Here is a 10,548-nt window from a genome sequence, read left to right as displayed (position 1 = left end):
CTAGAGAACAAGGAATGATAGCAAGGACTATACATTACCTCTAGTATAGGGATATGTCTGCATACATTACCTCTAGTATAGGGATATGTCTGCATACATTACCTCTAGTATAGGGATATGTCTGCATACATTACCTCTAGTATAGGGATATGTCTGCATACATTACCTCTAGTATAGGGATATGTCTACAGTTAAAGATTATCCCTGTTCATAGCTGTCTGTATAGTGATTGGCGTGTCTCCTCCTGTGAGCGATGCCTGCGGCGGGCGTAGCCATCGCAGTATTGTAGGCGTGGTGACATTGGGCATTGTACTGGCTACAGCATCTCCTGTCAGCGATGCCTGCCATCGCAGTATTGAAAGCATGGTGACATACGGCATTAGGCATTGGGCATTAGTAGAGCGTGGTTATGCCTTGTAATTATTTATGCGGCATAACTTTAATTAAGAGGGTTTGTCTACAGATGGTTTTACCAGTTCACCAGCGATAATACGCCGGACAATTTCATCAACACAGGCGCTCATATTTTCGTTTGCATCGTGTTTTTTGAGCCATTGAATTGTCGTTGGTAGGAGTGAGAGGGTAACTCTGACTTTGCCCCTGCGTCGTGCTGATCACACCGAGCTTTTATCTCAGAGGTTTAAGGGCTATGAAGCTTATACAGAAAGCACTTTAACTCGCTTGTCGCCCCTTGAAGACAAAAAGTCCAATCTCTAACTAGTGCGATCGCTAACTGTATTTGCAACAGCAGCACGATAAAGTGAGTTATTCAGTTCACTGAATGATAAATAAAGTTCACATTTTGACTCATGAAAAACATAATTCCACTATCCATCGTTTCAGCAGCACTAGCGACTTGCTTAGTGTTACCTGATTTGAGAAATCATGCTCAGGTTATTGTTCCTGTGGCAATCGACGCTGTTGTAGTTTTAAGTACCAGCGAAAATGACGACAGTTCTAATGATACCAAGGGTAAAGGTAAGGGAAAAAGACACTGATAGGTTCAGTGTCTTTATAGTAATTTAATCGATTTAAAGTGAAGCTCCTCTGCAAAGGAGCTTCACTATTTGAAAGCATAATATATCAGGAATCAGCATTATGTTGTATCAAAAATTAGCATTATGTTGTTACCCCTGAGACGAGATTGGGCATTAGTAGAAAGTGGTTATGCCTTGTAATTATTTATTTGGCATAACTTCAATTAAGCGGGTTTGTCTACAGATGGTTTCACCAGTTCCCCTGCCACAATCCGCCTGACGATCTCATCTACGCATTCACTCATATTTCCGTTGGCATCGTGTTTTTTTAGCCATTGAATTGTCGTTGGTAGCAAAGAGAGGGTAACTCTGACCTTGCCTTTCCGTCGTGCGATCGCACCGAGCTTTAAATTTTCGAGAGATGCCTGTGAAATTTTTCGTTCTTTCGTCATTTCCAATTGTGTGCATGATTGGAGTTAAGCTTCTCTATCTTAACTCCAATCGTGTGCATAATTGGATTGCCTATCGCTCTGGTTATGAAATATTATTGAGAATATTTCGCAGAAGCTAAATCGTTGTGATGCTTACGGGGTAAAATTTACAGCAATTTGCCTATCGCTTCTCTATATATTAAAATTAACTTCCCATGTAGAGGAGCGATAGGCAATATTTGCAATCAGTTCTTGTATACTTGCTAACTTTGGCGAAATTATTTGGGGCAGTGGGGAGCTTGTGAAAATTAGCGGGATATTTGGGCGTGGTCAGGGGAATTATGAGGTGAATTCCCGTCGTAGGATGTCGGGTTAGTTTGGGGCGTGTGGCGAGGGTTTTACTAGTGATTACAGGTATTTGTATAGCTTGAGGTTTATCGCAGGCTGTAGGTCATTTTAAAGGATACAGCATCTTCTCCTGCTAAGGATGAATTTTTAAATCTGGCATTATAGCAGCTTGAAAATTAGCTCCTTCAAGGTTAGCTCCATCAAGTTTTGCAGATGATAAATTAGCTTGAGACAACTCAGCATTTTTAAGATTAGCGTTTTTTAAATTAGCTTGTACAAGAAAAGCTTGGCTTAAGTTAGCGTTAGTTAGATTGGCACTAGTTAAATTAGCTTTGTATAAGCTAGATTGCATTAATAAAGCTTTAGTTAAATTAGCACTAGTTAAATTAGTTAATGAAATGAAAGCGTTGCCTATTCTAGCATTAGTTAGATTAGCATCAGTTAAATTAGCTTCTTGTAAATTTGATAAAAATAAATTAGAATTACTAAGATTTGTACCTACTGCAATAGTTTGAACTAAATTAGCTCCTGTTAAATCAGTTCTTGATAAAGTAGCTCCTGATAAATTAGCTCCTGTTAAATCAGCTCCTGATAAATATGCTCCTGCTAAATTAGCTCTTGATAAATTAGCTCTTAATAAAGAGACTTTTCCTAAAGTAGCTCCTGATAAATTAGCTCCTGTTAAATCAGTTCTTGATAAAGATACACCTGATAAATATGCTCCTGCTAAATTAGCTTCTGATAAATTAGCGTTTGATAAAGATGCTCCTGTTAAATCAACTCCTGATAAATTAGCTCCTGTTAAATTAGTATTTGATAAATTAGCACCGCCTAAATACGCTCCTGCTAAATTAGCCTTTGATAAATCACGATAGCCTAAATATGCTCCAAACAAGTTACACTTTGGGCATTGTTTCGTAGTTAATAATTGTTGAACAGGGTCAGTGTTCGTCCCCCGTGCGTGATTATCCGCTGAAAATAAAAAAACAATTGCTACACTTAACAAGCAAAAAGACTTAAGCATAAGTAATACTGTCAACAAATTAACCACATATAGTATTATTGCTGACTGACATCGACTTATGCAATGTAAACTTCCTCTAAATCTGTACAAGCCTGATTGCTGTGAAGTGTATCTAATCTTGCTTCTAAGTTTCTGGTTAAGCCAATCTTTAATAGAGTTGTCGGAAAAGTGGAGTTTGACGACACTGGGGTTAAAGAGACGCACAGCAAGGATTAAAGCCGTATTAGGCATCACTGTGGTCGGGTAGGCGAACTTATTGACAAAAGCTAGTCATCTCAAAATTTCAACGCTCATTTAAACAAGGTTTCAATCTCTAATAGGGATTCTATGCCACCCAACAAAAAACCCTTCCTGGCTTAGGGGAAGAGCAGATGATTCATGGTTTTTACTGACTGACTAGAAACGTAATAGCTATCAAGTTACAGGTTATTAGCTAACTAAACAAGGTATTTAAAAAAACTCCGTACCTTTCCTACCTTTCCTACTTTAGCTATAGAGAAAATCGATTCTCATAAGTAAACTGGGAAGATTGGACGGTTACAACGGGACAGGATGTAGAGGAATAAAAAAGTTCAACAATAAATAAAAAAGTTCTACAATTTCTGTTGGGTGCTTTACCCCGCTCCAGGCATCCGTCCATGAATTGCTCGCAAGTCTTACCGCCGTGCGATCGCTACGTTATTACTAGAGCGATCGCTCCGGCGGGGCGTAGCCCATCGCGCCCACATTCGGGTAGAATCACTCTCCTAATTGTTGAACTTTTTTATTTGAGTTTGGTGTCTCTATGTTGAAAAAGTGGTAAATTGATCCCTTTTCCATCCCCAAATTGTTCAACTTATTTTTATGTGGACTTGCACCCAACCACGAAAAATCAATGCTTTGAGAGACTAGAATTGTTGAACTTTTTTATATACTTACACAGGATTAAAAAATAGGTTATGGAAACTGTCTTTTACCAAACCTATTTCTTCCCAAGGCGATTGCCTGTCGAACGGTTAGGTCATCGCCCCAATAGTTATGCTTATTATTTTTCTGTGGCATAACTCCCATAACCGCGCTCCAAAGTTTTTGGTAACGGTAGCGATGCCTACGGCGGCAAGCTACGCATTTCCAGCGATGACCACGGCAAAGCCACCGTTAGACAGTGGCAATTAGGTATTGGGTATTGGGGAATGAAGGGAGGAGAGGCGATCGCACTTACTCTGGTTTCTTCCAAAACGCTTGGCTCAATCCTACAATCCCACATAATGAAACAACTGCAATACATGACGCTGCGATGATTACTCCTACTTCTGTAGCACGATCATCTTTGCATTGAGACTCTAGAAAGCTTGTACTACAAGTAATCCTTAGAAGAATCAAAGATATAAAAACTGTAAGCACACAGCCAGTCAAGCAAGAGGATAGGACAATTATCCCTAAACATGAGCAACCCTTGTTCTGACTCATAACCATGCCTTTGCACAAAATGCCTTTAGTATAGCTGTCGTCAAAACAAAAAAGTTTTTGGGCAATTATCGGGAAATAAAGCTTAACCGACATCATAAAAAAGCCTGAACACACAAGGAGTTGAAGTATTTTGTGACTTGTTTACTGGGTTGCGATCGCAACCCAAATATTGCGGCCACAATTTATTTACCAAGCACTACGAACTGCCTGATCAATCTTCTCTTTAGCCTGTTTGATTGCAGCATTTTCGGAAGAAGTATTGCCCGAACCCGTAATAATAGCAAGGCTAGTATATTTAGTATCTATTTTCCAGTCCCAAGACCACTACTATTTTCCATAGTTTTGATGGTGCAGCCTTTGTAATCGATTTCGTTAACGCCTTCAAATCTAGACAGTCCCATATTAAAAGCTGCACCTATTAAAAATTAGATGGACTAGTAATCCAGGAGCAAGAATTTAAATACAGGGATTATACTGAGGATATTTTTAACACTAGATGCAACATTAGACTCATCCGCGAATCATGAAAGCTTACCAGGAGAGAGTTACAAGGATTTGCACGGAAGGAGCGATCGCCATCTGGCTGTACGAGGAAATAAGGGTTTGAAGGCATTGAGAGAGAAAAAAATGGAATTAGAGCAAAAACGTAGAATCAGAATAAATGAATTTACAAATAGCAAATTAAGTACTAAGAGTAACAGAAAATAACCGATTAATTCTTAATCTTACCAGCCCACAAACAGCCAGAATTACCTGATTATATCGATGTCGAGCTAGACGGAATCTATCACTGGCTACTCGAAATATTTTTACCCGACATATCATGTGTTCAACAGCGATTCGGCGTGACGAAAGTTCTTTATTCTCTTGTTTTTGTAATTCCGAGATTTCTGTATTTTTTCGTTTCTTATGAGGGGTGGTAATGGCATCATCTCCTATATAAGCTTTATCGCCGAGAAACTGTTGCGTGTCAGTAAATTTATGGCGGGTTTCTCGAAATAAATTAATATCGCTTGTTTTCCCTAACATTCCGACACGGACATCGACAATATCTTCCCCTCCAGGTAGAACAATAAATTGATTTTTCAGAGTGTGCATTTTTTTCTTGCCAGAGTAGTATCGTTTTTGCTCTTGATAGTCTACAGGTCTTGCTGTAGGTTGTTCAGTGCTATCGACAATTAATTCGTATTCAGACAGCATTCGCTGTAATTCTTGATATTTTTGACTATCTGTTGATACTTCTTCTATTTGAGATGCTGGTAAAATATCTCGCAAAATATCTACCCAATAATTGAAGGCATCATTGGCTTTAGTTTTGGAAATGTTAAACAGCAACCCTAAAATCTCAAAAATTGGTTTTTGTCTCAGGTAAACTAGACATAAGCATATTCCTTCTTTGGCTGACATTTCTGGTTTACGCCCGCCTCCAGGAGCGATAATCCGAATTTTCTTTTTTTCAATTTCTGCCTGTTTTTCTATATGCCTTTGCTCTGCCAGGCCGACCAATGCTAAAAAATGGTCATAACTAATTCCAATTAGGCGTTTAGCTTCATGAGGATACGATTCAATTCTTGCCAAAGGACTTGTCATATTCTTTCCACATAATTGCTACTCCAACTTTTTATTATCTCATGCTATTTATATTAAGGATAAGTCTATTAGTTTGTACTGACAAGTAAAAATCATAATATGCCAAGTATTGAGGAGCTAAAGGAAAGCTTTACCCGTATTTATGACGGAGTTAATAAATTAAAAAAAGAATATGATTTGTTAACAGAAGCATATCGATTGAATATACCCTTAGATATTTATATTCGTTTATATGAACTTAGAAATGAAGAAGAGATCGAACCTTATCCGAAACTAAAACATTGGCGACAATTTCCTCAAAGATGGGGAATTTGGTTCATCCATCTTCCCAAAAACAAGAAGATTTTTTTACTAAAAAAAGCTTTATTTAAAGTAGTTGAAAGTGGAATTCTCATAACTATTATAATTGGGCTAATAAATTATATAAGAGAATCTCCTATACGCCAGAAACAAGCCCATTATCAAGCTTGGCAAGTGATTAATTCTGCATTGGGTCAACAAGGTAGTGGGGGGAGAATTGAAGCTATCCAAGACCTTAATAAAGATGGCGTATCCTTAGAATCTTTAACTGCTAACAATGCTAATTTAGATAAAATAAGATTAAATAATGCTTATCTTTTAAGTGCGAAGCTTAAGAACGCGAGTATTCGAGATGCTAATCTCCAGAAAGCCAAACTTAGGTATGCTGATCTAAGAAAGACAGCCCTTATAAGAACTAATTTGCAAGAAGCTAATTTATCTAGCGCTATTCTCCAAAGTGCCCTACTTGATAATGCAAATCTTTATAATGCTGACCTAACATATTCTTGCCTGCGTGATATTCATTTAAATGGTACAAATCTTAAAAATGCTGATCTTACTGGAGCAGATATGAGAGGTGCCCATTTTGCACTTGAATACTTTAATGAAAATGAACAATTAATTAAGGTTGAAAAAGTTATTTTGGATGGGGCAAATCTTGATGGTGCTGACCTAAGAGAAGCAAAACTTCTAACTATAGATATAGTTAAATCTGCCCATAATTGGGAAAAAGCACACTACGATTCAGATATTCGCAAAAAACTAGGCTTACCCCCAGAAGAACTAAAAGATAAAAAAGGTTTATGTGAAGTACTTTTGAAAATCGCTGACTAAAAATAAAATTCTTTAGGTCACAGCTCTATCCCGATATAACCAAAAAGCGGTTAGCACTTTCCATTCATCTTACTAACACCGCTTTAGTTTCTCCCTGCTTTAAAGCCTTCCCCACTAAGGAATTCTTCGTTTATCAGCAACAGAATTTTATCGGTTTCCTTTCCTTTATTGGCATAGCTGGCAGGGTTACTGAGGTCTTTCTTGTTCTTCATGCCGAACTTAGCATTATGGCTAATCACTTCATCCTTATGGGCTTCAATCCAATCGCGTACCAGCAAACCGTTACAGCCGGAGAAATCCCTAAGTGCTTGGTTCGTAATTGCGAGGCGATCGCTTCCGCTCCCCTACGTCCGCTGCTTTTGTCGTGCTTCTGTAGTTTGTGCATAGTAGGCGATGGGGTTGAAAAATAGGTTATGGAAACTGTATTTACCAAACCTATTATTTGACTGTATGCGATGCCTACGACAGCAAACTACGCACCTCCCCCACTGCTACAGACACAGCTATGCTATATCGAGTCCATTTGGTACAAGTACCGCTAAATCAATCTCGTTCTCAATTTGGCGGCCGCCACCTTTGCGGTTGTCGTATGCGTTTAATTCATGTTTAGCGTTGTGGTCATCAAGCCTGGTTTTATAATTCTCCAAAATTGCCTTGATAGTAGCTGGCTTACTCCCTGTGAGCGATTGTATAGCCGTCTGAGTAATCATCCACTTTTGGCTTTTTTCAGTGCAATTATTATTGTGAATTTCTAAGGCATAAATAGCGCGTCTTGTCAATTCTTCAGCGCGTCCAGGATGGGTTTTATAAGTATCACTTTTTAATTCTTCTGTAGATACTGCTGTCAAGTCTTCTGAAAACTGTTTAACTTTACCAGTGATGGTTTTAGCGTACACTTGGCAAGCTTTACGAACGAAATCAGCAAGTGTTATACCAGAATGAGCGATCGCGGCTTCTACTACTGCTTGAGTATCAGCATCCAATTGCAATTGTGAAATATTCATATCATTAAGAGTGGTTTCTTTTTCGGTTGATTTTACAGTTTGAAATTTTTTCTTAGTCTCTGACTTAGGCTGTTTCTCTAATTGCGTTTCTGGCTTAAGTTGTTGTTCTGATTTTTCAGCCTGCTGCTGTGCTTTCCACTGCTGTCTTGCTTCGTCCCCTACAGCGTCCCATTCTTCAGTTGAAAGAGTTAAATACTTGAGAGCTAAATGCTGATATCGCTCAATATTCCCTTTACCTTTATTAGTGAAATACTGCCAAGGATGTTCTTGAGTTTCGGTATCGGGGAAAGCTTCTAGAACTGCCTTACGTACTTTGGATAATGGAGTTCTGCGGCTGTTAGGCTCCGCGTAAGACTCCCTAATTTGCTCAATTACTGCAACTGCCAATTTTTGAATAGTTGACTCTTTTTTGACACTACCCAGTTTTTTGACTAACTCTTGCCCCACCTCATCCCACTTAGCCATAATCAAAACATCTATTTCGTAATTATCCCTATACTAACCCTCTTATAAAGTATATGTCAAGAGGGTTAGTATAGGGATTTTATTAAATACGGGTAAGCGTTCCCGGTTTAATTTCATAACGCTTGTAGGCGTTGATAGTGTTTTCGTCGTCATCCCCTAGCACTGCTTTAGCGAAGTCTGTAAAGTCGTAGGGGTCAATATTTCCATCATTTACAATCGCTGCTCTCAAATATGCAGCACGGAACTTGTGATAAGTGCGTTCATCTTTAGGAAAAATATCCCATTGTTTACAAGATTCATTTAAGGTTTTGCTAAACCGTCTGTTGACTCGTTCAGGGTCTTCAGTTTGTGGAAATCGTTTACCTTTTCCATCAAGCCACTGCAAGGCAAAACAGACCAATTCAGCAGGTAATAACGTAGGGATTTTAAAAATTACATCTCTGATATAAACTGCTTTATCGCCTTGTCTCACCTTACGGGTTTTACCTTTTAATTGACCTTTAAAAGCAAGTGTGTAAGTGTCAATTTCTTCAAAGCTGGCTGATAGATGTACTTCACCCATACGGCGGCCTGTTGCCAGTGCAATCGCACAACTTACATCGAGCCAATTAGCATCATCACCATTTTTAATATCAGTCAAAATATTGTAGGCATACTTTAGAGAGTCTGTAAGGTCAATTTCAATTCTGTTTATTTTTTCCCTACGTTCTGTAACAGTTTCTCTGTAGCGAGTGTTTTGATTCTGCTTGTAACTTGCAAACTGGTAGCTTAAAGCATTGCCAAAATGAGTAATGATTGTGAGTACTGGATTATAAAGAGCATCGTCTTTTAAATCAGTTTTTGCAGCGCTTTTGAGTTCTTTTTTTAATGCAGTAATCTGCCTTAATGCCGTGCCATACTCTCTTTCACTTTCTGACCGGTCATCTGGATAAGTAAGTTTTAAGTTTTTCGCTTCAATCGCTGCTAGCTGTTCCCAGCCAAGTAAAGCTGCGTTTCGTATACCCTTTTTACGCTCATTCATTTTGTAGGGGGCGATCGCCTCAAATTGTGGCAGCAACCATTGAACGCGCTCATCAACATAAGTATTTTTTAAATCTTCCGAATCTTCCAACTGCCTTGACATATCAGTATTCCTTAGTTACTTAAATCAAATTTCATATATTTAGATAGTAACCAAGGACTATATTTATGTCAATACATCTTGATTTGTATAGCCATAAGAATTTTGAGGGCTAATCAGAATATTCCTCAACTATCCCTATACATAACTGCTTGTCAATATATAGTCAAGAGGGTTAGTATAGGGATAAGAAAAGGCGGCTGCTAACCGCCACACGTTAAATAAGGATGTCTGTATGTTACTCACAATTGCTAAACCTCAACAATCCCAAGCTGCTAATGATTACTTTGATGGAGAGTTCGACGCGGCGATCGCACTGCCACCTAAAACAACTGAGGGCGATTACTGGCGCGGATATCTCGCCAAGATAAACGAGACGGGTAACACACCGTTCTAAGAACCAAAGGGAGGCTAACAACCTCCCTTAATTTTTTGATTGATTACTTATGAGAATCATATAAAGAACATTCTCATAAGTAATCTCTGTCTACCCTTAAATTTTGCTTACTTAGCTAATTGTTTTTGCGGCTGCATTGGTGGCTGACTTGTTAATCTTCCCGCTATAGCTCCCACGAATAATAGCCAGATCATGCTGAAAATGATTAGCTTAATTGGCAATTCACTAAGACTGAAAACATACAGCGATCGCTTCTCAAACTCCCAATTAACCATCATAAATTGCACTGCATTAAAATCAAACCATTCTTTACTTTTGATTAACTCAACATTGCATTGGCTAAATTGTTGATGTAACTCACCTTCTACTTCTGCCATATTCTCTACATAAATAGTCCTGAGAATTTTCACATTACAAGGCGGTTGATTTCGGTGAAAATTATCAAGTCTAGCTTCTGGATTGCGAGATAACCCAATTTTGCAACGACGTAACCAAGCACCGGGAATTAAGCCATGATAGGACTCTGCTTCCATTAAATATATAAATCCTGGCTCATGGTCATTTTTAGGCTGATAGACAATTGTTGAAATATCATCAAAATTCATATAT

13 protein-coding genes are annotated in these 10,548 nt (G+C 38.5%); 5 read left to right on the top strand and 8 right to left on the bottom strand.

Features of this window, described 5'->3' with window-relative positions; all coding sequences use genetic code 11:
* Nucleotides 1–234: 234 nt before the first annotated feature.
* Together GJB62_RS35325 and GJB62_RS35320 are read left to right on the top strand one after the other, a co-directional pair.
* Nucleotides 235–420 (top strand): hypothetical protein, encoded by a 186-nt coding sequence (locus GJB62_RS35325; RefSeq protein WP_147262463.1) that lies wholly within the window; start codon nt 235–237, stop codon nt 418–420.
* A 389-nt stretch (nt 421–809) separates the two neighbouring features.
* Entirely contained in the window at nt 810–998 is a 189-nt protein-coding gene (locus tag GJB62_RS35320) for a hypothetical protein (RefSeq protein ID WP_114080991.1), read from the top strand.
* Nucleotides 999–1,201: 203 nt separating this feature from the next.
* Here the strand turns inward: GJB62_RS35320 and GJB62_RS35315 are convergent, their stop codons facing one another.
* Entirely contained in the window at nt 1,202–1,429 is a 228-nt protein-coding gene (locus GJB62_RS35315; protein ID WP_114080992.1) for a hypothetical protein, read from the bottom strand.
* Nucleotides 1,430–1,889: 460 nt separating this feature from the next.
* Nucleotides 1,890–2,780, bottom strand: coding sequence for a pentapeptide repeat-containing protein (locus GJB62_RS35310; RefSeq protein ID WP_114080993.1), 891 nt, complete (start codon nt 2,778–2,780; stop codon nt 1,890–1,892).
* 638 nt (nt 2,781–3,418) lie between these two features.
* Here GJB62_RS35310 and GJB62_RS35300 point away from each other — a divergent pair.
* A complete protein-coding gene (locus GJB62_RS35300; protein WP_159402693.1) occupies nt 3,419–3,571 on the top strand; it encodes a hypothetical protein in 153 nt (50 codons plus the stop codon).
* Between the two features lie 296 nt (nt 3,572–3,867).
* Here GJB62_RS35300 and GJB62_RS37250 read toward each other — a convergent pair whose 3' ends face one another.
* Nucleotides 3,868–4,026: a hypothetical protein gene (locus tag GJB62_RS37250; protein WP_181852802.1), complete on the bottom strand. Its 159-nt coding sequence runs from the start codon at nt 4,024–4,026 to the stop codon at nt 3,868–3,870.
* An 884-nt stretch (nt 4,027–4,910) separates the two neighbouring features.
* Nucleotides 4,911–5,819, bottom strand: a complete 909-nt coding sequence (locus tag GJB62_RS35290) for a transposase family protein (RefSeq protein ID WP_159402448.1) — start codon at nt 5,817–5,819, stop codon at nt 4,911–4,913.
* A gap of 99 nt (nt 5,820–5,918) precedes the next feature.
* Between GJB62_RS35290 and GJB62_RS35285 the strand changes: the two genes are divergently transcribed.
* Nucleotides 5,919–6,953: a pentapeptide repeat-containing protein gene (locus tag GJB62_RS35285; RefSeq protein ID WP_114080801.1), complete on the top strand. Its 1,035-nt coding sequence runs from the start codon at nt 5,919–5,921 to the stop codon at nt 6,951–6,953.
* An 83-nt stretch (nt 6,954–7,036) separates the two neighbouring features.
* Here the strand turns inward: GJB62_RS35285 and GJB62_RS35280 are convergent, their stop codons facing one another.
* The 3 genes from GJB62_RS35280 to GJB62_RS35270 all read right to left on the bottom strand — a co-directional run bounded on the left by GJB62_RS35280 (nt 7,037) and on the right by GJB62_RS35270 (nt 9,545).
* Entirely contained in the window at nt 7,037–7,231 is a 195-nt protein-coding gene (locus GJB62_RS35280; protein ID WP_114080800.1) for a hypothetical protein, read from the bottom strand.
* 225 nt (nt 7,232–7,456) lie between these two features.
* Nucleotides 7,457–8,422 (bottom strand): hypothetical protein, encoded by a 966-nt coding sequence (locus tag GJB62_RS35275; RefSeq protein ID WP_114080799.1) that lies wholly within the window; start codon nt 8,420–8,422, stop codon nt 7,457–7,459.
* Between the two features lie 82 nt (nt 8,423–8,504).
* Nucleotides 8,505–9,545, bottom strand: a complete 1,041-nt coding sequence (locus GJB62_RS35270; RefSeq protein WP_114080798.1) for a protelomerase family protein — start codon at nt 9,543–9,545, stop codon at nt 8,505–8,507.
* 232 nt (nt 9,546–9,777) lie between these two features.
* On the opposite strand from GJB62_RS35270, the gene GJB62_RS36855 reads away from it, so the two are divergent.
* Nucleotides 9,778–9,939, top strand: coding sequence for a hypothetical protein (locus GJB62_RS36855; protein ID WP_167756049.1), 162 nt, complete (start codon nt 9,778–9,780; stop codon nt 9,937–9,939).
* Nucleotides 9,940–10,046: 107 nt separating this feature from the next.
* Here the strand turns inward: GJB62_RS36855 and GJB62_RS35265 are convergent, their stop codons facing one another.
* Nucleotides 10,047–10,544, bottom strand: coding sequence for a GIY-YIG nuclease family protein (locus GJB62_RS35265; protein ID WP_245246343.1), 498 nt, complete (start codon nt 10,542–10,544; stop codon nt 10,047–10,049).
* Between the last annotated feature and the right edge of the window lie 4 nt (nt 10,545–10,548).

It is taken from the genome of Nostoc sp. ATCC 53789, assembly GCF_009873495.1.
GTDB lineage: Bacteria > Cyanobacteriota > Cyanobacteriia > Cyanobacteriales > Nostocaceae > Nostoc > Nostoc muscorum_A.
Note: the sequence above shows the minus strand (reverse complement) of the source record. Positions and strands in the feature narration are given on the sequence as shown.

Coding starts and splice junctions, on each gene's coding strand:
- GJB62_RS35310 (WP_114080993.1), bottom strand. CDS start 2,780: ATGCTTAAGTCTTTTTGCTTGTTAAGTGTAGCAATTGTTTTTTTATTT.
- GJB62_RS35300 (WP_159402693.1), top strand. CDS start 3,419: ATGAATTGCTCGCAAGTCTTACCGCCGTGCGATCGCTACGTTATTACT.
- GJB62_RS35265 (WP_245246343.1), bottom strand. CDS start 10,544: ATGAATTTTGATGATATTTCAACAATTGTCTATCAGCCTAAAAATGAC.
- GJB62_RS35290 (WP_159402448.1), bottom strand. CDS start 5,819: ATGACAAGTCCTTTGGCAAGAATTGAATCGTATCCTCATGAAGCTAAA.
- GJB62_RS35315 (WP_114080992.1), bottom strand. CDS start 1,429: ATGACGAAAGAACGAAAAATTTCACAGGCATCTCTCGAAAATTTAAAG.
- GJB62_RS36855 (WP_167756049.1), top strand. CDS start 9,778: ATGTTACTCACAATTGCTAAACCTCAACAATCCCAAGCTGCTAATGAT.
- GJB62_RS37250 (WP_181852802.1), bottom strand. CDS start 4,026: ATGTGGGATTGTAGGATTGAGCCAAGCGTTTTGGAAGAAACCAGAGTA.
- GJB62_RS35270 (WP_114080798.1), bottom strand. CDS start 9,545: ATGTCAAGGCAGTTGGAAGATTCGGAAGATTTAAAAAATACTTATGTT.
- GJB62_RS35285 (WP_114080801.1), top strand. CDS start 5,919: ATGCCAAGTATTGAGGAGCTAAAGGAAAGCTTTACCCGTATTTATGAC.
- GJB62_RS35275 (WP_114080799.1), bottom strand. CDS start 8,422: ATGGCTAAGTGGGATGAGGTGGGGCAAGAGTTAGTCAAAAAACTGGGT.
- GJB62_RS35320 (WP_114080991.1), top strand. CDS start 810: ATGAAAAACATAATTCCACTATCCATCGTTTCAGCAGCACTAGCGACT.